General features: G+C 49.7%; 20 protein-coding genes. 10 read left to right on the top strand and 10 right to left on the bottom strand.

Features of this window, described 5'->3' with window-relative positions; genetic code table 11:
- Positions 1–16: 16 nt before the first annotated feature.
- The 4 genes from EJV45_RS06775 to EJV45_RS19735 form a co-directional block, all read right to left on the bottom strand.
- Entirely contained in the window at positions 17–2,215 is a 2,199-nt protein-coding gene (locus tag EJV45_RS06775) for a hypothetical protein (protein ID WP_129714907.1), read from the bottom strand.
- A gap of 230 nt (positions 2,216–2,445) precedes the next feature.
- On the bottom strand, positions 2,446–3,432 hold the full coding sequence (locus EJV45_RS06770) for a chemotaxis protein CheB (protein WP_165305006.1): 987 nt from the start codon (positions 3,430–3,432) through the stop codon (positions 2,446–2,448).
- Positions 3,433–3,566: 134 nt separating this feature from the next.
- Positions 3,567–5,372: a DUF5060 domain-containing protein gene (locus EJV45_RS06765; protein WP_129714905.1), complete on the bottom strand. Its 1,806-nt coding sequence runs from the start codon at positions 5,370–5,372 to the stop codon at positions 3,567–3,569.
- A complete protein-coding gene (locus tag EJV45_RS19735) occupies positions 5,339–5,665 on the bottom strand; it encodes a carboxylesterase family protein (RefSeq protein ID WP_129715070.1) in 327 nt (108 codons plus the stop codon). The genes EJV45_RS06765 and EJV45_RS19735 overlap by 34 nt, the downstream gene beginning before the upstream one ends.
- A gap of 277 nt (positions 5,666–5,942) precedes the next feature.
- On the opposite strand from EJV45_RS19735, the gene EJV45_RS06755 reads away from it, so the two are divergent.
- On the top strand, positions 5,943–6,938 hold the full coding sequence (locus EJV45_RS06755) for a glycoside hydrolase family 26 protein (protein ID WP_129714904.1): 996 nt from the start codon (positions 5,943–5,945) through the stop codon (positions 6,936–6,938).
- Here EJV45_RS06755 and EJV45_RS06750 read toward each other — a convergent pair.
- The gene (locus EJV45_RS06750; RefSeq protein WP_240755219.1) at positions 6,935–7,819 is read right to left on the bottom strand and encodes an AraC family transcriptional regulator; all 885 of its coding nucleotides are present in this window, start codon (positions 7,817–7,819) and stop codon (positions 6,935–6,937) included. The two genes, EJV45_RS06755 and EJV45_RS06750, sit on opposite strands and share 4 nt — an antisense overlap.
- 400 nt (positions 7,820–8,219) lie before the next feature.
- On the opposite strand from EJV45_RS06750, the gene EJV45_RS06745 reads away from it, so the two are divergent.
- The 6 genes from EJV45_RS06745 (at position 8,220) to EJV45_RS06720 (ending at position 17,541) form a co-directional block, all read left to right on the top strand.
- The gene (locus EJV45_RS06745; RefSeq protein ID WP_129714903.1) at positions 8,220–11,297 is read left to right on the top strand and encodes a TonB-dependent receptor; all 3,078 of its coding nucleotides are present in this window, start codon (positions 8,220–8,222) and stop codon (positions 11,295–11,297) included.
- Between the two features lie 11 nt (positions 11,298–11,308).
- Positions 11,309–12,841: a RagB/SusD family nutrient uptake outer membrane protein gene (locus tag EJV45_RS06740; protein ID WP_129714902.1), complete on the top strand. Its 1,533-nt coding sequence runs from the start codon at positions 11,309–11,311 to the stop codon at positions 12,839–12,841.
- A 10-nt stretch (positions 12,842–12,851) separates the two neighbouring features.
- Positions 12,852–13,784, top strand: a complete 933-nt coding sequence (locus tag EJV45_RS06735) for a hypothetical protein (protein WP_205942338.1) — start codon at positions 12,852–12,854, stop codon at positions 13,782–13,784.
- Between the two features lie 77 nt (positions 13,785–13,861).
- Positions 13,862–14,884, top strand: coding sequence for a glycosyl hydrolase (locus EJV45_RS06730; protein WP_129714901.1), 1,023 nt, complete (start codon positions 13,862–13,864; stop codon positions 14,882–14,884).
- Between the two features lie 51 nt (positions 14,885–14,935).
- Positions 14,936–16,342, top strand: coding sequence for an MFS transporter (locus EJV45_RS06725; protein ID WP_129714900.1), 1,407 nt, complete (start codon positions 14,936–14,938; stop codon positions 16,340–16,342).
- Between the two features lie 23 nt (positions 16,343–16,365).
- Positions 16,366–17,541: a glycosidase gene (locus tag EJV45_RS06720; RefSeq protein ID WP_129714899.1), complete on the top strand. Its 1,176-nt coding sequence runs from the start codon at positions 16,366–16,368 to the stop codon at positions 17,539–17,541.
- Positions 17,542–17,586: 45 nt separating this feature from the next.
- Here EJV45_RS06720 and EJV45_RS06715 read toward each other — a convergent pair whose 3' ends face one another.
- The 3 genes from EJV45_RS06715 to EJV45_RS06705 all read right to left on the bottom strand — a co-directional run bounded on the left by EJV45_RS06715 (position 17,587) and on the right by EJV45_RS06705 (position 20,791).
- Positions 17,587–18,762 (bottom strand): AGE family epimerase/isomerase, encoded by a 1,176-nt coding sequence (locus EJV45_RS06715; RefSeq protein ID WP_165305005.1) that lies wholly within the window; start codon positions 18,760–18,762, stop codon positions 17,587–17,589.
- Positions 18,763–18,899: 137 nt separating this feature from the next.
- Complete coding sequence (locus tag EJV45_RS06710; protein ID WP_129714898.1) at positions 18,900–20,102, bottom strand: cellulase family glycosylhydrolase; 1,203 nt, start codon at positions 20,100–20,102, stop codon at positions 18,900–18,902.
- Between the two features lie 131 nt (positions 20,103–20,233).
- On the bottom strand, positions 20,234–20,791 hold the full coding sequence (locus EJV45_RS06705; protein ID WP_129714897.1) for a DUF1572 family protein: 558 nt from the start codon (positions 20,789–20,791) through the stop codon (positions 20,234–20,236).
- Positions 20,792–20,870: 79 nt separating this feature from the next.
- Between EJV45_RS06705 and EJV45_RS06700 the strand changes: the two genes are divergently transcribed.
- The 3 genes from EJV45_RS06700 to EJV45_RS19545 all read left to right on the top strand — a co-directional run bounded on the left by EJV45_RS06700 (position 20,871) and on the right by EJV45_RS19545 (position 23,236).
- Complete coding sequence (locus EJV45_RS06700) at positions 20,871–21,590, top strand: type II CAAX prenyl endopeptidase Rce1 family protein (protein WP_129714896.1); 720 nt, start codon at positions 20,871–20,873, stop codon at positions 21,588–21,590.
- A 95-nt stretch (positions 21,591–21,685) separates the two neighbouring features.
- Positions 21,686–23,023 carry a M23 family metallopeptidase gene (locus EJV45_RS06695; RefSeq protein ID WP_129714895.1) on the top strand — a complete coding sequence of 446 codons (1,338 nt, stop codon included), beginning with the start codon at positions 21,686–21,688 and terminating at the stop codon, positions 23,021–23,023.
- A gap of 18 nt (positions 23,024–23,041) precedes the next feature.
- Positions 23,042–23,236, top strand: a complete 195-nt coding sequence (locus EJV45_RS19545; RefSeq protein WP_205942337.1) for a hypothetical protein — start codon at positions 23,042–23,044, stop codon at positions 23,234–23,236.
- Here EJV45_RS19545 and EJV45_RS06690 read toward each other — a convergent pair.
- Both EJV45_RS06690 and EJV45_RS06685 read right to left on the bottom strand, forming a co-directional pair.
- Positions 23,212–23,580 (bottom strand): hypothetical protein, encoded by a 369-nt coding sequence (locus EJV45_RS06690; RefSeq protein WP_129714894.1) that lies wholly within the window; start codon positions 23,578–23,580, stop codon positions 23,212–23,214. The genes EJV45_RS19545 and EJV45_RS06690 overlap by 25 nt on opposite strands.
- A gap of 149 nt (positions 23,581–23,729) precedes the next feature.
- Positions 23,730–24,824: a PAS domain-containing protein gene (locus tag EJV45_RS06685; RefSeq protein WP_129714893.1), complete on the bottom strand. Its 1,095-nt coding sequence runs from the start codon at positions 24,822–24,824 to the stop codon at positions 23,730–23,732.
- Positions 24,825–24,859 lie beyond the last annotated feature (35 nt).

Genomic DNA, 24,859 nt, shown 5'->3' with positions numbered 1-24,859 from the left:
CCCCGCATCACTCACATTATCCCCACTTAAGTTTAATCTCTGCGTTTCCGGGAACCATAAATTCGATATGTGGTTTGTCGCTGCTGTCTGATTCTGTTGTACTCACCTGTTCTGTGCGCTTACCTGATCCAAGCAAAACTTCGACATCCCTCGGCTCATTATAAAAGAAGATCATACACCTGCAGCTGAAGCCGGCATCGCCAAGCAGACGGAAGCTGGCCCCTTTACCCCTTCTCATTTTCAGATCCGAGATCGGGTAATCTACATACAGCATCATATCATCCGGCAGTTTCAAATACTGACGCGGAACAATCCCGAAAGACACACAGGCTCCATATACCTCCTGTCCTACTTCACCAGACTTTTCCCATCCGTCATGAATATCCTCCAGCGGAATCCAGAGATTCGGATCAATTTCTCCCGTTTTAACCTCTTCAGATAACATTTCCTCATTCAGCATGGTCGGAAAATAATAAGGCATTCTTGCAATTGCATAACGTACAAATTCAGAAACCAGCAGCCTTACTGATGGCAGAATATCGATGTCGCTCGATTCCTGTAAATAACCATGCAAAGTCGAATAAACTTCCTGTTCTTCATAAGCGGCAGTATAGGGCGCATCTTTTAACGGAAAAACCGAAAAGAATGACGGAAAGTATTTACCGCACCCATAATCGCAATCCCACAACTGCACATTTTTGAAAATGCTGGCTATGCAGACATAACTCATATTCAGGAACCACTCATCTTTGGTTTGTTTATATAGTCTTAGCAAAGCGACGGCGCCGAAGGCCGTATTATTTGCCTGGTAAAAAACATCAAAAGCAAGACCATCCAAAGACTTTACGGCACGCTTGGCCTCCTGCAGGTATTTATCATCACCGGTCAGGCCCCAAACTTCGACCATCAGTTTTGCATATGCGGCCGGAACGTCTTTTTCTCCGCCCTCGCCGGGCTGTGTCTCTTCTTTCAGTACCTCCAGCGTATCCATTTTATAGAATACCGGCCATTCATAATCGAAGTGTTTTGCTACTTTAATGGCGTAGTCGACTGATGGGATCAGGAGCTCCCGCGCGAGTTTGTCGCCCCGGTCAGCCAGCCTTGTCATATTCATCAGCGGGTGATGGAGGTACCAGGAATCCATCACACCAACCTGTTTCTGTTCTTCACTGTTGTCAAGATTCCCGTTCAGCACGGGCAGCCATCTGACTACCGTCTGAAGTTTTTCATCCCAAAATGCAGGCAGCCCGTCGCGCAGTTCAGCCATCATCTGATGTTTTTCGCCGGTCCAGTCGCAATATTCCAGTAACGGGAGCATGATTGCCAGCTGCACCATAATTTCCGGCGGCGTCTTATAATCTGAGAGATAGGCGTTCAGGTACGGGTGCCCCCCGGCGAAGGTCCAGCAGCCTTTGTGATTCGCAAGACCGTCGAGGCCTTTTGCCGCTGTTTCGCGCCACTCATGGTACTTTACTTCCGGACGCGGCATCAGCCGGTATACTGCGGCCAGATTATCGAGAAATGCTGTTGTAATTGCTATATCACCCTCCGGGACATCCGGCGTTAGCCGAACAAATGCATCTGATATGATAAATTCTTCGTTCTCCGGAAGCGGTTGTTCTGTTACTGCAGGCAATGCAAAACCGAGCTCCGGCCATTTGCCGCCTACGGTTTCAGCTGCAGAGGTCTTCGTCGCTTCAAAAAATGGATTTAACGCGCTAAAGTTCTGGAAATAGAAGACCGACCCGCTTTTTGGTTTGGCCATGCTCAGATACATCAGCCCCGAGCGCGTACCCACCTGTGCAGCATGTATCTTTCCTCCTACCTGTAAATCGCCGTTTCCTGCTAACGGTAGCATGTCTTTTGGCCAGAAGGGAATCAGCGTAGGCCTTCCTGGTTTGAGGGTCGTTGTATACCTGAAAATCCCATCGTCTGAAAAGGTTAACTCAACGCGCAGATCGCCCGTAGCCGATCTAAGACTGAAAACAAGGCGACCGGCATCCTCGCTCTGGCTATCAAGTGTAAGTTCGTTGCCGCCGGAAAAGGCAAGCCTGAATGCTATTCTGCCGGCTTTTTTCTGTCCTGCTGTTAACCACAGTGAATCGCCACTCAAATAGATGTTAAACTCGTAAGCGGCATGGGTTGTTTCAAAGAGCGGCTTTGCGTTTTTTAGCTCGGCGACTGCTGCTGCTGTAAAAGATGATACCGGGTACATAGAAGAGTTCTTTCTGTGATTAATTAAATTTGCGAATCTGGCGTTGCCGCATGGATTGCCTTTCAAGCTGGAAAGCATCATTTTAATGCGGCACCTGTCGTTCAACAATAAACAGAGATATCATATAACTTGTTCAAGCCTATGATACCCGTTGTGGCAAATCAATGTACGCAGCACGCATAATGTCATGTACCGTATGTGTCTCGCCAAGTACGTAGGTTAATATACAGTTAGTCGGGCGATTCCGCATCACTTAACAAAATGTCTTTCAGCAAAGTAATGTACCTGTCATTTTCTGCAAGACGGCGGCTTACCGAGCTTGTTTCTGTAATAGCAGACGGAAACCGCCTAAGCATGCGCTTTTGCTCTTCAAGCAGCCGTAAAGATGCCCACAGCGCCTCCTCGGCCTCTTTTGACTTCAATTTGAAAAGGGTCTTCGCACTGAAGGCGTGACCAGCGTGACATCGAAAGCTGTGGACTCCGTTTTGGTGATCGATATCATGCAGCACGCCCCCGCAGTCAGGACAGGTAAAAGGCGAGGCAATACCGATTTCTTCGATGGCATCTATCGACGTCAGGACCCGTTCAGCGATCGCCGCCTCCTGCGCCACGTCTTCGGGTAAACCAGCATACCCTTTTGTTTCGCGATACACGAGGTTCGCCAAGACCAGGCCCATATCCACTCCCTTAACCTTGTAGTCAATCTCCATCTGTTCTATAGCGGCTTGCGGCATATCAGGGAAAGGTGCATCTTGTGGATCTTGCACCATTGTTATACCACCGGTGCGGCCGATTGTAGCAAGTCCTTCTGTACCATCATCTCCCATGCCGGAGAGAATCACGCCGATAGATTGTCCAGGAAAATTGTATGCTATCGACCGGAAAAGCGTGTCAAGGGAGGGCCGGAAACCATTTTCACGCGGCCCCTTTGTAACGCGTAGCCGGCCACCGCCTTTTAACATATGATGATCGGGCGGTGCAAGATAAACGCGGCCTGGTTTTACAGGCTCGTTATCCACAGCAAAAGCGCAGGGCAGTACGCTTGTTCTGGACAGATGATTCAAAAAGCCGGCACCAATAGATTCGCCTGATAGATGCTGAACAACAAATATAGACGCAGGAAAATCTTCCGGCAGATTCTCCAAAACAAGCGGCAGGGTCTCCCAACCGCCTGCTGACGAGCCGATTGCTATGTAAGGGTGAGTGACTGTTTTCACATATGCGATTGGTTACGCCTGCGTCAGGCAGGCTGTCCAATCGGAACACCGCACGAAGGGATATTGTTCCGGGCTTTAGTCACAACCCATGATCAGATGCCGGGAGCACGGTCAAGGGTCCGCATACCATGCCCTTAAAAAACCAGGACAACATCTTCACCAGGGGCAACGCGAATACCACTCAGCGAACCGGAGACATCCTTTTTCAGGTGAATCTTACTCCACGATGCACGCTCGCAGTCGTAAACCCAGGCGCTGCGCACCGGGCCCGAGCCTGGAAAGCGGACTTTTGTTTCAAGCACTTCTTTTCCCGGATTATACACATACACGAACGTCTTTTTGCCGCATTTAACCGCAAACACTTCAAGACCGGGCTGCGTGTTGCGGAACTCCACCGTTGCAAATCCTCCCCTGCCGGCCTTCATCATCGCATCAAGCACGGGTCTTACATGAGCAAGGTAGGCGTCAGTACCCCGGTTATCAAAATATTCCCACCACCAGGAGAGCGGCAAAACCGGTGTCGGACTGAACAAACCATACCAAAGCCCTCTTTTGAAATCGCTGTCCATTTCTGCTGCAAAGAGGTCAAAGTTTTTCTGCCAGTCGTACTCAAAGCCATATTCCCCGATCACATAAGGTTTGGAGAAACGTTTGCCATAATCGACAATTGTTGTCGGCAGGGCGCGGTTGTTCCGGTAAATGTGTTTTTGATTGAAGTCAATATATTTCAGGTTATTTAAACCGTCCAGATCACGGTGCGAAATGCTGGTGGTAATCAGATGTTCGTATGGATCAATTGTGGCAAGGTAAGCGCTCATCTCGTCATGCCAGCGCACAATATCAGCAGCTGGAATTGGGTTATTCTGATCCCGGAACTGGATGTTGTCGATTTCGTTGAAAAATTCCCAGGCGCCTATAGACGGACTGTATCCCCAGCGCGCAACAATGAAACGCAGACGATTCCGGTATTGAGCTTTCGCCTGTTCGTCTGTAAAGAAGCGGTGCATATCGACCTCGTAACGACCATGTTTGTTGGTATGCGTTCCAGCACCCAGTGTGAGCATCATGTGTAATTTAAGCGAATCAGAAAGCCTTACCAGCCGGTCAAGTTTACGTACCGCGCTTGGGTTGAAGTAAGCATCTGACGGTGTGTACCTGCTGTTGTTGAAACCACTCTTCCAGTCGATCGGCAGGTTCCAAGAACAGATCCAGGTACGAAAGTAATCGCCACTGTGTTTTGCCAGCGACGGCAGCATATACTCGTAATTGTACTTTTTGTTTTCATGCAGGGCCTTGAAAAATTTCGAATCGTCGTTATCGCGCGATTCCCAGCACAGGTTCTCACCCAGTCCGCGGTAATGCTCCCCGTTATCGTACCGAAATGTCCATTGGTTGTTAGCATGCAGAATCCCTTTGCCGCTTCCCCTTTTCACGACAAAAACCATGGCTTCACTTTCATGTGTCCCCTTCGGTGTCCGAAGCCTGAAGCTGCAGCGGTATTTGCCTTTTTCCTGTGGTAAAAACCGCGCCCGCCATACCGACGCCTCAGGAGCACCTGAATCGAAAAAACACGGTAAGACGAGGGTTTTGCCCGCCGGGCTGGTAATCAACATATCCAGGGTGATCTCTTCCTGCAGAAAAGGATTTTGAAATGCGGCCTGTAAATCAACCTGCCATTCAGCCAACTCATACTGAACGGCATTTGCCGTCACATTTCTGACACGCGTAATTTTTGTTTGGGCATGGTTACGCACCGCGAGAACGCTCAGCGTCAGGATCAATAGTAATTTTATACGTTTCATATAGGTGTCGGGATTATTTAATTGTGAACTAAAAAGCTGATCCAGCCGGACATACCGTTTACCATCTTTTTCAGGCCGGGCAACGCAGAGCGAATCGATCTCCATTACCTTTGGAATGCTGCTTGCAGACCGGGCCATACCGCAAGGTTTTTACCATCCGGGTTGCCGGTCTTTACAAACTTTATCACGTAACCGGAAAACGTATTCGAAGCATCCCGGTCGGCCTGTTGCCACCGGTAGCGCCTGTTTAAGCCAAAGTTTCCGAGTGCGTAATCGATGTCTGAGGCATGAACTGCACCAAGGGAATTTTTATAGTCACTGCCCGGACCAATAGGTGGCCGCCGCTTCCGTGCAAACAGGTATCTGTATGATACTGAATAAGCCCGGGCAACATGAGAAAAAAGAAACGCCTGAGACCGGCAACTGTAAATGGCATAGCTGAGCGATTTGGTTTAGCCAAAGCTACGTCCCTGTTTAAAAAAGGGTCAATACAATTTTGCCAATTAATGGTGTTTTTATTTTCAAGTACGAAAAGTGCCGGTCTGGTATCCCGGTAATATTCAGGCAATCCGCCGGCAGATGAGCCAGCCGGTCGCCGCGCATTATCCGCACCCACAACGAGGTCGGGGCTTAAAACACCATTTTTTGTCAAATTAATATTAGCAGGTGCAAGTCACTGCCGCTATTTTTGACTGCAAACAAACCGATATGAAACCAAAACTGATCTGTATACTTCTGCTCGCAGCACTCTATTCGCCGGTCATTGCCCGGCAGGTAAAGCCTGTTAAAAAATTTAAGACGCTTGATCTGCTCTACAAGATCTCGGGCAAACAAGTGCTTTCCGGTATCCACAACCGTGAACCAAACGATACACCTGCACGTTGGACGGATGAAATCAAAAAAACGACGGGCAGTTATCCGGCTCTTTGGAGTGGCGATTTCCTGTTCCAGTCTGAGAACATCGCCGCCAGGCAAAAAATGGTTGATGAGGCCATTCGGCAATGGAAACGCGGTGCAGTGGTGAATATCATGTGGCATGCCTGTAATCCGGCACTGGAAGAGCCTTGCGGCTGGGACAAGCAGGGTGTACTGAGTAAGCTGAACGACCAACAATGGAAAGAGCTGCTGACAAAAGGTTCGGAGCTGAACAATCGTTGGAAAAAACGTATGGATGCCGTTGCGCCCTACCTGCAACAGCTACAGAAGGCGGGCGTAGAGGTACTGTGGCGGCCCCTTCATGAGATGAATCAGGGTATTTTCTGGTGGGGTGGCAGACCCGGGGCCGAGGGCACGCGAAAGCTGTATGAACTGACGCATGATTACCTGACGCAGGAAAAGAAGTTAAATAACCTGATCTGGGTATGGGATATTCAGGACTTTGAGACCCTTGAACAGGATGCGGTAGCTTACAAACCGGGTGATGCTTACTGGGATATACTTGCTCTTGATATTTATGACGACAAAACGGGTTTCTCTCAAAAGAAATACGATATCATTAAAAAAGCGGCTGCCGGCAAACCCATCGCCCTGGGCGAATGCCAGGTCTACCCTACCGCTGAAACGTTAGCTAAACAGCCTGCATGGACATTTTTTATGGGCTGGTCTGAACTTGTTTATAAATACAACAGTGAAGCGGAAATCAAAGCTTTGTTCTCAGACAAACGGGTTCTGACGCTCGACGAGCTAAATAAGATTAAACGTTAAACAAACACGCGCGTCCCGAGGTAACTTTCCCTGAACTCCTTGGGCGTGCATCCCTTCTTACTTTTAAAAGTGCGGTTAAAGTTCGCCATGTTGTTGAACCCGCATTTGAAGGCAATTTCAGATACCGAATGTGTGGTATCGATCAGCATACGCGATACATGCCCCAGCCTGATCTCGTTCAGGCTGTCTATAAAACTGTAACCTGTCCGTTTTTTGATAAACCGGCTGAACGAAGCTTCGGGCATATTGGCCACTTTCGCCACATCGGCCAGGCTGATCAGTTTATGAAAATTGGCATTCATGTATTCAAAGACTTTTTCTATCCTCCGGCTGTTGAAATTATATTTTTCATTCGTAAAACTCGCGTCAGAGAGGGTCCGGTAATTCTTTGAGTTGGAAAGCGCGTGCAGAATAGAAAGCAGTTCGAGTATAGAGCCGAATCCCCGCTGGTCTACAAGGGCCAGGATGCGCGGCGTGATCTCTTCAACGGTTTCTTTCGAAAACAGAATACCCTGTTTGGCCTGCTCAAACATCTTCCTGATCTGGCTTAGCTGATTTCTGCGCAAAAAACTCTCGTCGATAAAATCTTTATGAAACTGTACCGTAAATTCCCTGATTTCCCGGCTTCGGCAGTTGTGATTAAACCAGCCATGAGGAAGATTTGAGCCGACAAATACAAGCTCATGATTACCGATCTCGTCAATATGGTCACCAACAATTCGTTTTGCCCCCGAGGCATCGAGAATGAGGTTTAGCTCCATTTCTTCATGATTATGAAGCGGAAAATCGAATTCAGATTTAACGCGGGAGAAAATCGTGAAACAGTCGTGAACAGTTAGCGGGGTTATTTCCCGGATCATGCCGTTATACATCGTGCTCATATTTGGTTTAGAAGCTAAAATAGTAGAAATCATGATATCGCGCTAAACACTGTTGCCAACGACTTGAAAAAGACAAGAATTTGTTAAAAAAATATCAATCCGGTTCAGTCCGGTTGTGTGCGCACAGTGTCTAAAGCATTCCTAAAAAAGTGCATGTATTGATCGTACAGGCTACAACCCCAGGAAGTAAACAGGATTTGTACGGAAGATCATTAATTGAGTACACGCTATTCATTGCCGGTGCCAGAATACTACCATCATAGCGAAGAGACGCATCAGCATGAAAAAGCAAGATTAAATATAAGCAAATGTTAAAATACTATTAAGTTATCCGATCCCGGCGCTTCTATCTTTGAATCGAACCAAATCAAGCAACCAAATATTCATTTAAGCAAATCTTATGAACAAAACTTTGTACAAGATACTTACCTGTATCCTGTTTTTAGTTACTGCCGGAGGTCCGCTGTTTGCGCAAACACGCACGGTAAAGGGCCGGGTAACCGACGCGCAGGGTGCCGGCTTGCCGGGTGTTGTAGTTACCCTTAAGGGCGAAAATGTACGCAGCAGTACCGATCCCGATGGCAATTTTTCAATCGCAGTAAACGGAAGCAAAACCCTGGTATTTACTTATATAGGTATGCAGACCCGGGAGGTCAGTGTAGGCATCGCGCAGGCAAGTCTGAACGTTTCCATGCAGGCAGACAACAAAGATCTCGATGATGTGGTGGTGGTAGGTTACGGGGCTGTAAAGAAGAGCGACCTGACAGGGTCGGTGGCCACACTCAAGGGAAGTGAACTTAACCGCACACCGGCGGCATCTGTAGACCAGCTGCTCCAGGGAAAAATTGCAGGGGTGCAGGTTATCACATCGGGCGGACAGCCGGGATCTGGCGCAACAATCCGTATCCGCGGCGCCAGCTCGTTGAACGGATCAAAAGATCCGCTCATGGTTGTAGACGGTCTGCCTTTCGGCGATGCCGGCAACCTGAAACAGATTAACCCGGAAGATATTGAAAGCATTGAGGTACTTAAAGACGCGTCGTCTGCAGCAATCTATGGCTCCCGTGCCGCCAACGGCGTTATCCTGGTCACAACAAAAAAAGGCAAAGCCGGTCAGTCGCGCATTACATTCAGTTCACTCAACACACTTTCTACCCTGTCCAACAAACCAGATCTTTGGCGCGATCCTGTCGATGAGGCTATCTATGCCAACGAAGCTGCGATAAACGGCGGCGCCATTGCAACAGATATTCCCTATATCGGGATCAACCGCCCGTTTGGCGAAGGCAGCAAGACCATCTATTACCCGTCAATCGCAGAGCTGCGCGGACTTGCCGCCGGAAAAGGACCATGGCCATATGATACCGACTGGGTGGACCTGGTTTACCGGAATCCTTTCTCCCAAAGTTATACACTCAGCGCAGACGGCGGCTCGGAGAAAACCAAATATTCGCTGTCAGGAAATTATTATAATGAAGATGGCATAGCGATCAATAATGGGTTTGACAAATATACCGGGCGGCTAAACCTTAGCCAGCAGCTGAACAAAGCAATTACCGTTGGCACAAACATCGTACTTGCCTACACGAACAACACGGGCATGGGCCTTGGCGTAGGCAGAAGCCGGATTTTTCCTGCATACGACGAAAACGGAAACTATTTCAGAATGAGCAGCACTGACTATGGCAATCCGCTGTCCCTGGCCAACCGTGTGCTGAACCGCAGCAAATCTTTCGATCTCTTCGGAACACTATTTGTCGACGCGAAAATTACCGGCTGGCTGCAGTTCAGAAGTCAGCTCAGCTCGAAATATGGCAATGCAATCAACGACCAGTACGATCCCCGCGATGTAACCTTCCGCGGGTTTGAAAACAAAGGTTTCGGCTCGATCGACAACGGAAATTATACCGACCTGCTTAACGAAAACTATTTTACGGCAACGAAGAACTTCGGCGATGATCATCAGTTTACCCTGGTTGCGGGAAATACCATCCAGAAAACGGTAAACCGGTCGAGTTTGCTGATCGGCCGGGAATTCGTAAATGATAACCTTCTGAACGAGAACCTGGAAACTGCGGTAACCAAATCGCTTTCAAACGGCTTAAGCCGCTTCGATCTGAACAGTTTTTATGGCAGGCTGAATTATTCCTTATTTAATAAATACCTTTTTACAGCTACAGCCCGGGCAGACGGCTCGACTAAATTCGGCGCAAATAACAAATGGGCTTTCTTCCCTTCGGGCGCCGTTGCCTGGAAACTGAACGAAGAAGACTTCATTAAATCGATGAAAATTTTCTCTGAGCTGAAACTTCGCGCCAGTTATGGTCTTACCGGAAACCAGGGTATCAGTCCATACCAGACGCTCGACCGTTTTGGTTCATACCGTTACTTTACCGGCGCCGCGTTTCAGACAGGCTTTGGTCCCGGACTGGCCGGCGCCAATGATGAGCAGGGTCGAACCGTGGTAGGCGGTCTGGGAAACAATAGCCTTCGCTGGGAGACCACCCGTTCGTTTGATGCAGGTATAGACATTGGCCTGATGGACCAGCGGTTTACGCTTACAGCAGATTTTTATATCAAAAAGACGAATGATCTGCTTCGCCTGAAAACGATCGCCCCATCGGCCGGTTACGACCAGCAATGGATAAACGACGGAGAGGTAAAAAACACGGGTTTTGAACTTGGTCTGAATGCAGACATTCTGCGCGGCTCAGCCCTGAGCTGGACCATTGGCGGAACCTTTACGCTGAATCGCAATGAAGTGGTAAGCATGGGTGAAAGTAACCGGGTGGAAGTCGGAACGCTTTATGAAGCCGTGCGCCAGCGCATCAGCACCTACACGCTTGGGCAGCCGATGTTCGCCTTTTACGGTTACCGCTCGGCCGGTATTATCCAGACGGTTGAGGAAGGTATTGCTGCCGGTCTGACCGGTTCTGAAGCCCTGCCGGGGGAAATCAAATATATGGATATTTCCGGCCCACAAGGTGTACCCGATGGCATCATAGATGCGAACGACCGGACCATTATTGGTAACCCGAACCCCGATTTCCTGTACAGCATCAACACCAGTCTGCGGTACAAAGGTTTCGACCTGTCTGCACAGCTTTATGGTGTTCAGGGCAACGATGTCTGGGACTTTAACAAAATGACACCAAGCCGCCAGATTCTGCGCTGGACACCAGACAATGCCAGCAACGAGTTTCCCCGGGCCAATGCGAACCGGGGGTACAAGGCTTCAGATTTTTTCCTGACCGACGGTTCTTTTCTTCGCATCCAAAACATTACACTCGGTTACAACTTCAAGCCGGGCCTGGTAAAAGGTCTGAACAGCCTGCGTGCTTATCTCTCTGCAAATAACCTGTACACCTTTACCAAATTTAATCCGGGTTACGATCCGGAGGTTGGTGAAACGGGCATCAACACAGGCGGTTATCCTCGCCCAAGAGCATTTTCACTGGGAATAAATGTCGGATTCTAATAACTACAGTCATGAACATCAAAAAACTCAACTATAAATTTATTCTCATCGGCACCTTGTCTGCAGCATCACTGTTTCCGACGGCTTGCGGCAAGATGGAAGAAAAGCCATACGGACTGACCAATACCGGATCTTTCTATAAGACAGCTGCCGATGCCGAATCAGCAATCATCTATGCCTATTCTGTGCTGCCCGAAGTTGGCTATTATTCGCGCGGCTACTACATTATTACCGAACTGCCTACAGAAAACCTGACGCAAAAAGGAGATGCCGGTGCCGCAAACTTCGAACTCGACGAACTGCGTACCACCCCGAACAATTCTGATCTGGACAACATCTGGACCTATATTTACCGGGGTATTGCACGTGCCAATGCGGTTATCACGAATGTGCCCAACATCAGTTCCATGCCCGAGGCTGCAAGAAATCAGGTTGTTGGCGAAGGCCATTTCCTCCGTGCACTGCATTATTTTAACCTGGTCCGGATGTTTGGCGAAGTTCCCTTACGCCTGGAAACAATATCTGACGTAGCGCAGATTCCCGCCCCAAAAGCCTCGCTGAAAGACATCTTTGACCTGATCCTTGCTGACCTGAACCAAGCCGGACAACTAATCACCGTTCCGCGGATCAGCGAAGGCCGCGCGAATAAGGTAGCAGTAGATGCGCTCCTGGCGAAAGTACACCTGCACCTGGCCTCGTCTAAAGCCACGGGCGCACCCGGTTATGGCTTTGTTCCCGATGCTGAAGCAGCTTACACACAAGCGCGTACCGCCGCTTCCCGGGTAATTTCCGGTCAGACCACTTTCGGTTTTACCGAGCGGCTGCCAGAAATTTTTGATACCGAGGTTTATAAAAAAACTGCCGTGTCTGAGCACATCTTCGACGCGGCAGTAGACCGCACCGGCGAGGTTGAAGGAAATTTCTCGAAACTGCCAAACATGTTTCTCCCAGCCGACCGGCCGATGACCATTCCATACGACGCCAGCGATCCTGCCAGCAGGACCATCAATATAGGCCAGGGCTGGGCACATTTCCGCACAGAAGCTGCCATCTATAATGCCTATGCAACCAACGATAGGCGCAAAACTGAACTCATCGTGTCAAGTTATACAAACGCCGGCACCACCTATAATCTGGATATCACAAGCAGCTCGCGGCCGTTCACAAGAAAGTTCATTGATCCGCTGCGCGTTGGCGATAAAAGCAGCTGCAATTCGCCTGTAATACGTTATTCAGACATTCTCCTGGTGTTTGCCGAAGCTGCCGGCCCGACTACCGAAGGTTATGCAGCAGTAAACCGCATCAGGGCCCGGGCGGGTATTGGCCCGCTCAACCCCGCACTCGGGCTGCAGGCATTTCGCGACGCCATAGTTGAAGAACGGGCGCTTGAGCTGGCTTTCGAAGGCAACCGCCTGTTCGATCTGCGCCGTACAAACAGCATGGAAAAAATTCTGGTGCAGAAATATGGCAAAACCATAACAAGCGGCGCCTACTTCTTCCCTATCCCGCAACGTGAAATTGATACCAACCCTTTAATCAAATAAACTTAACATCATGAAAACAAACGCGATCATGAAAAATATCTGGCTCTGCATCATGCTGATTACAGCCCTGGCCTGTCAGAAAGACCCCTATAAAGACGTCGAGAGTAACGAAAAGTCTATAGAAGCTTTCACGCTTGGCGATGGACTTGTCCAGATCGGTCCCGCTGAAATTAACCGCAGCGCCGGTACCGTTATGGTAAAGGTGCTCATGCAGGGTAATACAGACCTTAGCAAAGTTCGTCCGAGTATTCAGAGTTCCTACAAAGCCAGTATCAGTCCGGCATCGGGTGAGACGATCAACTTTAGCGGCAACGGCAACAAGACAAAATACACAGTAACTGCCGAAAGCGGCGAAACACGCGAATGGACGGTAGAACTGGTCCCGTTTACAGAAAGTATCCTGGGCACCTACGCCGTAACAGACCTGGTGGTATATGGCGGTACCGGGCCGGAGTACGGTGGCGCAGCTGTGCTAAAAATGACCGACAAACCCTGGATCTGGCCGGCGGCCGATGGTCCCGCGGCTGAACTCGACAACCAGCTTGTATTTACCTTCGGCGGCGTAACTGCTGAAGGCAACACTTTCGGAAACATCAGCAACAATGCCGGTGCCGACGGTAAATATGCCAATTTCCTGTTTACCGGCACGCCGCAGACAGACGTAAACAGCTTTTACAGGACCATACCAAAAGGCGAAGGCAAGTGGAGCCGCAATTATGTAAACAATACCATCACCTTTACGTTTGCAGACGGAAAAACCGCTACGGGCAAATTTATCGGTGCAGGCACCATCGACCTGGGTAACAACGCGAAAAAAACGGTTGCCAGCCAGTCATTTGAGTTTACGCTGAACGGCAACGATGACTGGGGAAATATCTACAGCGACCTCGACAAGTTTGTAAAGAAACCCAGACGTTTCTGGATCGATGTAAGGAAAAACTAAGACGCAACTTATCATTAACTATCAGCTTCGGGTGTTCCGGCACCAGCCGGAACCGCCTGACTTATAATCGAAAAACTATGAAGCGTATACTGCTTTTCCTGCTTTGTGTTGCGACAGGCCTTTCGGCCTGTAAAAAACCGGCCGGAGACAATCAGGAGAAAAAAGAACCCGATCCGGTCACACCGAACACACCATTCAAGACCCTAAACTACCTGTACAGCATTTCAGGAAACAAAACACTATCAGGAATGCACAACCGGGAACCGAATAGTACGCCCGCGCGGTTTACCGAACAGATGAAGTCGGTTACCGGAAAATATCCGGCGCTTTGGAGCGGTGATTTTCTGTTTCAGCAGGATAACATCAGCAACCGCCAGATCATGATCAGCGAAGCGCTCAACCAATGGAAAAAGGGTGCCGTGATTAATATTATGTGGCATGCCTGTAATCCTGCCAAGTCTCAGCCTTGTGAATGGGACAACGGTCAGGGGGTAATGAGCGCACTTTCTGACAAGGAATGGAACGATTTGCTAACGGAAGGAACAGCCATCAACACAAAATGGAAGTCTATGATGGACGAAGTGAGCGGGTATCTGAAATTTCTTAAAGACCAGGGCGTTGAGGTTCTCTGGCGTCCGCTGCATGAAATGAACCAGGGTAAATTCTGGTGGGGTGGCCGGCCCAGCGCAAACGGCACGCGAAAGCTCTGGCAATACACACACAATTACATGAAAAATGTTAAAGGTTTAAGCAACCTGATCTGGGTGTGGGATATGCAGGACTTCCCTACCCTGTCCTCTGATCTGACAAACTATAATCCTGGTAAAGAATACTGGGATGTAGCTGCGCTTGATTTTTATGATGGCAGCGGATTCACGCTTGCAAAATACCAGGCTATGCTTCGTATCGCCGAAGGCAAACCTATAGCGATCGGCGAATGTGATAAGCTGCCAACAGCCCAGCAATTACTGGAGCAGCCAAAATGGACATTTTTTATGGGCTGGTCTGAGCTTGTATTTCAGCAAAACAGCAGCGAACAACTTAGTGCGCTCCACAGCGCTTCGCGCGTGATCACGCTCGATAAAATGCCAGGCTGGTAAACGCGCAAAAATGAAGACCTTCGTCGAATACAAGACCACTTTCAGTAACGCATGAAACAAGCACTCTCCTTAAAAGAAAAGATCGGCTACGGCTTCGGCGACTTCGCCTCATCCATGTTTTGGAAACTATTTTCCGTATACCTTTTATATTATTATACCGATGTTTTCGGTATTGCGGCCGGCGTGGTAGGAACAATGTTCCTGATTACCCGGATCTGGGACACCGCACTTGACCCGCTCATCGGTGTGCTCTCCGACCGCACCCAGACCCGCTGGGGTAAATTTCGCCCCTACCTGCTTTGGGTAGCTGTTCCATTCGGATTGATCGGTGTACTTACCTTCACCGCTCCCGAATTCAGCAGCACGGGAAAGATCATCTATGCATATGTAACCTACACGCTGATGATGATGATCTATTCTGCTATCAACGTACCTTATGCCTCGCTGATGGGTGTGATGAGCGCTGACACCCGCGAGCGCACCGCCCTGTCGACCTTCCGCTTCGTATTCGCCTTCGCCGGAAGCATCCTCGTCCTGGGAAGCGCCGAGTCGCTGGTCGAATGGTTCAGCGACGGTAAAACCGATCAGCAGGCACTGAAAACAGGCTGGCAGGCAAGCATAGCTGTTTATGCCCTGATCGCAGTGGTACTGTTTTACCTCACTTTTGCCTGGACACGCGAGCGGATAACCGATCTGCCGGCACAGAAAAGCAACCTTAGCGCTGACCTGAAAGATCTGGCCCGCAACAAGCCATGGTTCATTTTACTGGGCGCAGGCGTATGTACACTGATATTTAACTCCCTTCGCGACGGTTCCGCCGTTTATTATTTCAAATACTATTTCGGCGGCAACAGCCAGGGCATCGCCCTTTTAGGCATGCAGTTCAGTTACAGCACGCTGTACCTGGTTCTTGGACAAGCCGCAAATATTGTGGGTGTTGTGCTTGCTAAACTAGTGTCGGACCGGACAGGAAAGAAAAATACGTTTATCGGAGCCATGCTTCTTGCTACCGCATTAAGCATCGTGTTCTACCTCTGCTCGCCTCAGGATGTCTTCCTGGTTTTTGCGCTGCAGATTCTGATCAGCATTTGTGCCGGCAGCATCTTCCCCCTACTGTGGTCGATGTATGCGGACATTGCCGATTATTCGGAATGGAAAACCGGTCGCCGGGCAACAGGGCTGATCTTTTCTTCCTCTTCAATGTCGCAAAAACTTGGCTGGACGCTAGGCGGCGCACTGACCGGCTGGATTCTCGCATCGTACGGTTTCCAGGCGAACGCCGTCCAGAATGAAGCCGCACAAACCGGCATCAGGTACATGATGAGTCTCATCCCCGCCGCCGGCTCGCTGTTATCGGTTGGCATCATCCTGTTTTACAAACTAAGTGACACCTATATGATTGACCTCTCAAAAGAACTTTCGCGCCGCCGGGAAGCCCGTGGCGAACCCCGAAATTGAACTACACATTTCATCCAATAAATATGAACACCTATTTTCAAGAAAGATCAGACAAACTGAAATCGCAATACGAAGCGTATCTGAGGCGGCCAAATCAGCGCGAGGAACTGGGGAACGGACTCTTTTTCCGCTATCAAAACCCCGTCCTGACGGCAGCACATGTGCCGCTGAACTGGAAGTATGACTTCAATGAGGAAGCCAATCCCTGGTTGATGGAGCGGATTGGCATAAACGCGGTTTTTAATGCCGGTGCGATCCTTTTCGAGGGCCGTTATATCCTCGTTGCCCGCGTGGAGGGCTCAGACCGGAAGTCTTTTTTCGCAGTGGCAGAAAGTGCCAACGGAATTGATGGCTTCAGATTCTGGGAACAGCCGGTTACGCTTGCTGAAAATGATGAACCCGACACCAACGTATATGACATGCGCCTTGTGCAGCATGAAGACGGCTGGATTTACGGCCTTTTCTGCACAGAAAGGCGTGACCCTGAAGCGCCCGAAGGCGACCAGACCGCTGCCATTGCCCAGTGTGGCATTGTACGTACGCGCGACCTTAAAACCTGGGAGCGCCTGCCCGACCTGGAAACACCTTCACCGCAGCAGCGTAACGTAGTGCTTCATCCTGAGTTTGTCGACGGGAAGTATGCGCTGTACACCCGTCCGCAGGATGGTTTCATCGAGGCAGGTAACGGCGGCGGCATCGGCTTCGGCCTGGCCGAAAGCATGAACCCGGCTGTCGTGAGCAAAGAAGTCATTCTTGACCGGAAGGTATACCATACCATTTACGAGGCCAAAAATGGCCTTGGTCCGGCACCGCTTAAAACGGATAAGGGCTGGCTTCACCTGGCGCATGGCGTAAGAAACACGGCCGCGGGACTGCGCTACACACTTTACCTGTTTATGACTGCTCTAGACGACCTGACCCGGATTATTCATAAACCCGCAGGTTATTTTATCGCACCGGAAGGTGAAGAACGGATCGGTGATGTTTCTAACGTGGTTTTTTCAAACGGCTGGATTCAGGATGGTGACCGCGTGCTGGTCTATTATGCATCGTCAGACACACGTATGCATGTAGCCGAAACCAGCGTACAGCAACTTATTGATTATGTGATCAATACACCCGAAGACGGGTTGAGCTCAGCGGCATCTGTAAGAGCTATCAACAACCTGATCGGTGCCAATAGCGTAGCCGTATCCTAAATAAAACCGGCTCATGCAATATGCATGAGCCGGTTACTTTTAAGCTTAAAGTCTGTTAAGTAATTCGAGGCAAGCCCTGCTGTTATGATAAGGGCACTTCCAGAAACCCGCTTTGTCTTCTCCCGGCATAAGTTCTCCGTTCCCCTTCCGCCCCCAATACCACTCCCCGTTTGTCCGGTCAATGATCGCCTTAGCGGTATAATCCCACAACCCCGCGGTGACGCTGTAAAAGCGCGAATCCCCGCTTAGCTGTGCCGCTGTCAGAAACCCAACCATCGCTTCAGCCTGTACCCACCAGTGGCGCTCGTTATTCATGTGTTTCGAGTCAGCATCATATTCATAAATCATAGCGCCGTCAGCCGCAATTCCTTCCAGCGAGGCATCCGCCAGTTCAAGCGCCAGTGTTTGAACACGGGTCAGCAAATGTGCATCGCCCAAAACCTGAGCGGCTTCAAGCAGCAGCCAGCTGGCCTCGATATCATGACCAAACGATACGATATTCAATTTGCTTTCCCACTTTTCATTCATAAAAAGCCGCAGGTGGCGCCTTTGGTGATCGTATATCTGATCGGCAAATACATCGAGCAATGACCTCAGGCTGTTTTTCAATGTTGCATCCGGCCATACCTGGTAGAGCAGTGTATAGGCTTCAAGAATATGCAGGTGCGTATTCATTGTTTTCTTTTCGTTGGCATCTTTCTCGCTAAGCCGTAAGTCAGCAAGTTCAGTCCATTCGCGTGAAAATGCTTCAAGATAACCGCCAAGCCCACGGTCGACGCTGTATTGTTCAATACACCTGAACAGATCAATTGCGAGCTGCAGGTCTTTTTGGCGGGAGGCAATCCGGTAAAACGCCGAGAGCCCATAGATGGCAAACGCTTGCGCGTAAATCTGCTTCTTTGTGTCCAGTGGCTGTCCGTTAGCGGTCACAGACCAATATACGCCCCCGGCTTCCAGATCAGTGAAATGATCATGCATATAATCGGCCGCGCGTTGTGCCAGCTCAAAATCTTGCCTGCTCCGGGTGTAATTCCAACACGCCGAAAAAGTCCATAGAATTCTTGCGTTCAGCACCACACCCTTAGCCGCAGCCGTGTCAACACGTTCGTTTTCATCGATCCTGCCGAAAAAGCCGCCCGCCGGATCTACCATCTTCGTTCTCCAATAGTTCAGAATAGCCTGCAGCTCCTTATCGACATTAGCTTTTGAGAGTTCCATCATAACATATTCCAGGCTCCGTATGCAAACCCGGTCTCCAAAGATATTTTGATCGGCCAGCCATCACTAATGTTTTTTTAACAATAAGCAGTGAAAAAGGTCCACGGATTAACGTTAAGGATCCGTGAACTATAAAGGTGCTAAGGATATACCAGTGCCGGGTAAGCCGTGTAAAACGCGTTCGTTCCGGCAGCAATGCCATTAAAAGAACCGTATCCATCGTTCTCCCATGGATTTTTCCAGGCACATACACCTGCATACCCGTTCCAGTATGATTGTTTATAATAATTTTCCATAGTGATATTATAATTGCCACTGTTGTTTGGCGTCGAGCTGCTTACATTACCGCCATAAGTTTCGCCGATCAATGCAGGTTTATTGCCGTTGTCCAGCCAGTAACCAATAGAAGTTGCAAAGGGGCCACTGCTGCTCTGCCAGGCATACCAGTGCGGAGACCAGAAGTCAAGATAGGCTTGCGAATCGTTAAACTGTGCCTGTAACGATGCATTGCTGTAATTATTCCCGGTATACCGGTTATCGCCCGTGTAGGTATTATAGCCAATGTACCGGTCGCTATTAAAACAAATCCACATAGACCCTACGGTTACTGGCTTTGTAGAGTTTTTATGGATGGCAGCCGCACACATGGCCAGGAACCTGATCACCTTATTGCGGTCCAGCCTGCCGCAATCGGCATCGCGCCAGATATGTTCGGGCTCATTGCATAAATCGTAGCCCATTATATTAGGAACTGAATTATAGCGCTTTACGATCGGGATCAGAAAATTATTAATATAGGAATTTGTTTTATTGATGTCTGTGATGATGTTCCTGAACTGGACGGCTTTGCTGCCTTTCGCCATATCAAAAGACCAGAAAGTGGGCATGATATAAATGTTCCAGTCCTTGGCTTTCTGAACCAGTCCGTCCATATCTGAAAGGAAACGGCTGCTCGGACTTAAAGTATAACCATTGCCGTCTATGCCGGGGCTATAGGCACCAGAGCCATGAATCCATATCCTGGCCAGGTTAATCCGGTTCTGATTGTAGCGCGCGAATTCCGCATTCCACCAGTTTGGATCATAATTGCGATCAAGAAAGTCAAGGCTGTAATCATTTTGTTTCTGCCAGGCGGTGTTGATGCCGTTGAAAAAGATCTGTTTGCCGTTTACATAAAATTTATTACCTGAAATGCTCACCGACCCAACGGCATTTATGCGGGCCACAGGGGACTGTTTAGCCGGGCTCCCCGCGTTTTCTCCTGCTGTATGCTCCGTTTTTTTACATGCAGCGTAACATACCAGCAATGCCAGCAGCACCGGCAGATGTCTCATTGTTTTCATGGGTTTAAGATTTGGTTAGTGTTTACGCACCAAAAATACCCTGTTAACAATTTGACAATTAATACTTTATTCACAATTAATGGTAGAAATTGGTATACCTTAGGATGAAAGGAACCCTGTTACCTGAGCGGTCAGGCTTCATGGTCGTTGGTAAAGTGCCTGCGTTGTTTTTCCCTGTCGAATTTCCCGGCGTTATATTCTGCCGATCCGCTGCGCGGGATGGAAAGGCTTTGCCAGGAGCCTGCGAACATTTTTGCCAGCAAGACGATCTGCCCAACGTGGTAGGGATAATGTGATAATTGCCTGTTCAGCGCTTCCAAAACGGTATGCCCTTCGTTACGGATATAAACGATCTCTGCGAGCTGCTCTTCGTGAAGGGCTGAGAGGGTACCGAAGAGGACCTGCCAACCTTCTTCCCAGGCTGTCAGAACCTCGGTCCGGCTGTGTAACACTGCCTCGAACTCGCGATCGCGGTTGCGCCATTCCTTTTCACCGTCTGAACCCAGAAAGTCGGTAAATCTCGACTTCATGTTGCCTGCCATATGCTGCACAATGATGGCAATACTGTTGCTCTCTGCGCCGGGCTGTGCAAACAGTTGTTCGTCATTTACCTGCTGCATGGCGCGGTCGCCGAGCGACTTATAATACATAAACTGTTTTTGAACACTTGTGAGGTAGTTTTCTTTCATAGGTAACGTCAGATCGCTAAAAGGAATGGCCAAATGTATAAATTTGGTGGTAAAACCTTACAAATCTTAACATCGACCCATGGCCGCCTATTTGCGCGACTTTTACTGTTTTCTCAGCGAGCACAATTCATCATCCGGTTTGCCGGCAAATCCGGCCAGGAATGCTTTATTTATTGGTAAGTCCCTCTTGTTTATGCTGGCCGTGAACTTCGTCTGTGCAGGGATCCAGGTTCTGCTGGTCAGGTATGGCATCATTGACGATGTTATTGCCGGCCGGCGACTGCCGGATTATCTGCGCGGAATGTCGCAGGCGGGACTATTTTTCGAGTTCGTCCTGCTCGGACCACTCATTGAGGAGCTTGCCTTCAGAGGGATTCTTCAGAGGAACAGCCGGTGGTTCAGGGCTGCGCTGGTTGCGGTCACGTACCTGACTGTATGCAGGCTATGCGGCTGGAATTTTTATCTGATGTCGTTGCATACGGCGCTTGCGCTGACCGGTTCAATGCTGGTTCTGGCCCTGCCTGCCAGGCCGTTCCGGAAGCTGCACGCCGCGCTCAGCACACATCCCGCCCAGCGCGCGCTATCCTGGATAAGTGCTGCGTGTTTTGCACTATGGCATTATTTCAACTTCAATTTCGGGTCTGCCGCTGAACTTACAATTGGAATAACCTTGCTGCCATTTTTCATCAACGGTCTCATACTAAACTGGACTGCGTTACGGCTTGGTTTGTTGTGGAGCTGCCTGCTGCATATATGCAATAACCTCTGGCCATTCGTATTCTGGATGAGCTTCCGCTGAAGAGTGGCCGGTCAAACCTTAACATCCCGCATTATCAGATTCGCAAGGTATAAAACATGAACCGCTGGCAGTTGTTATGATAAAAAGCCGCATGCATGAGACTACGCCAATTCCTGACGCCTCTTTTTCTTCTGATCGCCATTCTGGTTTTACATTCCTGCAAGTCCAGGATGCCCGGTTTGTTTACCGGCCGCTCGCCCCACGATAAATACACCAGTATGCTGCAGCATGCAGGGCTGGATCGCACAGCTATAGGTACGCAATGGTTGCAAGCAGCAGAAAAAAGCCTGCGTGCACCACTTACAATTGAGGTGCCTTTCAGAGAAAGCGGGTATTTCCCGGCCGACCGTGTAACTGCTGCATCATACCGTTTTTCGGTCGTCCAGGGCCAGAAGCTGAGTATACGCATTACAAAAAAGGCCGCTGCTGACTTCCGGATCTACGCTGATCTGTGGCAGATCCGCTCAGGAAAGGAACCAAAGTTACTGGCATTTGCAGATACACTTAACAATCCGTTTGAGTTTGAAGCCGACGAATCAGAGACATACCTGTTACGACTGCAGCCGGAACTTCTCCGGGGCGGCTCATATACGGTAGAGATCGGAACCGGCCCTTCGCTCGGGTTCCCTGTTAAGGGAGCCGGACGAAAAAATATCGGCAGCCTGTTTGGCGTTGGCCGTGATGGGAATACCCGCAGGCACGAGGGAGTTGACATCTTTGCGGCCTTCCGCACGCCGGCCATATCGGCATCCCACGGCACAGTGGTACGGGTCAACGAAAACAATCTCGGGGGTCGGGTAGTCTGGATGAGACCCGAAGGCAAGGACTACACACTTTATTACGCGCATCTCGATAAGCAGATCGCCACACCCGGGCAAATTGTAAAACCCGGAGACACGCTGGGCCTGGTGGGCAATACCGGGAATGCGCGCACTACGCCGCCTCACCTCCACTTTGGTATTTACACCAGCGGCGGCGCTGTCGATCCGCTGCCCTTCATCAATCCCACCGTACCTGAGGTGCCTGCTGTGCGCGCCACGCTGGCGTCTCTAAATGCCAGTGTTCGCCTCAGGCAGGCCATAACCACGCGGGTAACCGCCCCATCGGGAACCGATTCATTGATGACCCTGGCCCCCGGTACGCTAATGCGTGCAGAAGGAGCAAACGGCGATCAATACCGTGTTTCATTTCCTGACGGAACCTTAGCCCATGTTCCTGCAGCAAGGGTTTTACCGGCCACCGCAGCGTTACGCACATTTAAGACGGGACAGACCGCCATTGATGTTTTCGATGGGCCTGCTGCAAATGCTGCAGTACGGTTCCGGCTTCAGCCCGGCGAACGCGCTGATATAAAAGGCAGCTTTAAAGGCTACGCGCTGATTGCTAATTCGAAGAACGAGACCGGCTGGATTGCCGAGGCGACGGCCCGTTAAATCGAAACGCATATGCTGATGCATTCAATAAAAGGGCCCGGAGAAAATGATTTCTTCGGGCCCGGTTTTACACACCATTGCCTGGTACAGGCCGACGGCGTCATCCTGATCTTCTCCAGACAGATGCACACGCGTCCCTTATCAGAACAAACGATGGTTTCCGGCGCCCCGGGCCGGTATGCCGCTGGTTATCTTACCGGCGGGTTATTCTGATCATTATTTTGCAGCAGCGCTTTGTATTCTTCCAGAAGCTGGATGTATTTTTCCATCCAGTAATAAATGGCATCAGGACGGCCATTTTCTTCTGTTGATGCGGGTGACGTATGTTTTACATGTTTATTCAGGGCCTGAATACTTTGTTCGTCAGCAAAATCTTTTGAAAAGTCGTGCTGAATCATGCGACCAATGGTGTGAACAAGTTCGGCGCTCAGCTTTCGCTGCTGAAACCAGTTGTACATTGTCCGTCTGTTGACGTTCAATTTCCTCGAAAGTTCGCTGATGTTGACGTTTTGACGACGCACAGCTAATTCCACTATTTCTCCGGCGTTATGGACCATAGCTTCTTTAATTGGTACAGAATAATTTTAGGTAGAATCCCCGTAGCCGCCTCCCTATCAATAAATTAGCGGCTACTTCTATAAAAGTACCGCCTATTTAAACCCCGGTGAACCTTCTGACGCTCAAAAAATAGCTGTTCGTACTCAAATCAGGAGTCTACATGCTCGGTTGCACAAATTATTGACCCTACAGGGCGCCCGGTATGGTCTGTCCAGGGCTTAACGCTTAGCGAAAGCAAATGCTGGCGCCCGTATTTGTCTTTTAACAAGGTTTTCTGCGGCAGATAAGGCTGGCGGTCATCGCGCAGGCCAGGCCAGGGAACGTTCCCTTCCGGGAAGAATTCGAAAAAGCTTTTGCCGGTCACATCGCGGTGATCCGGATGGAAATCGCTGATCCATTTTTCTGATGCCATCAGAAAGTGCCGGTCCACGTCCAGTATCGCCAGCGCAACCGGGGCCTGAACAAGCAGTACCTCATGCTCGTCAGCCAGATCGGGCTTGGGGTCCGTTTTAACTGTTTCGGACATTTTTTTTTCAAGGTACCGGCGGTAACGCGAATTAAAATTTGTGGGGTTTGAAAAGCCAAGCATCAGCGCCATTGTCTTTTTTGAACAGCCGGTTTCCTTCATGTGGCGTTCGGCAAATTCCATCTGCAGGTCGCGGTAATACTCGTGCGGACTCGTATGAAATACGAGTCTGAAATCGCGCATCAGCTTAGACGATGATATCAGGTGTGCTTTTGCGATCTCTTTGATCGTTGGAAACTCAGATAAAATATGATCCTGCAGGTAGCGGCTAACCCGCAGCATACACTCACGTGTTCCCTGCACAGGGCCAAATTTCGACTGTTCGGCAGCAGGCACATACCTCATGTATCCATCTGCCTGCTCCTCAGATTCAGTAAGACAGAGAAAAAAGCCTGATATTTCCTGCTCGCCCGAGTCAGGGAAATAACTGGCTTCGGCAATGATTGTTTTCCCGCTTCCAACTTCCATTTCCAGAAGCTGCGTTTCCTTATAACCCTCCATTACCGATTCGATAGCGATGGCATGCTGTTCAAATCCCGCCCCGAGCAGGGTTTTCAAAGTCGTTTTCCCGACAGCGTTATCAGGCGTCTCGCCAAACCAGTAAGACAGGCCGGCATTGGCAAAACGGCAAACCAGATCTTTATCCCAGTAAGAAAGAAGCGCATGGCGAGGCCTGTCTCTCAGGCCAGGCTGTAACCGTGGCAAGTCTGGCTTCATAGCTGAACCGGGCTACAGTACGCAGACCACGCATT

It is taken from the genome of Pedobacter sp. SYP-B3415 (assembly GCF_004138205.1).
In the GTDB taxonomy this organism is placed as follows: domain Bacteria; phylum Bacteroidota; class Bacteroidia; order Sphingobacteriales; family Sphingobacteriaceae; genus Pedobacter.
This window is presented reverse-complemented; position numbering and strand designations above follow the sequence as displayed.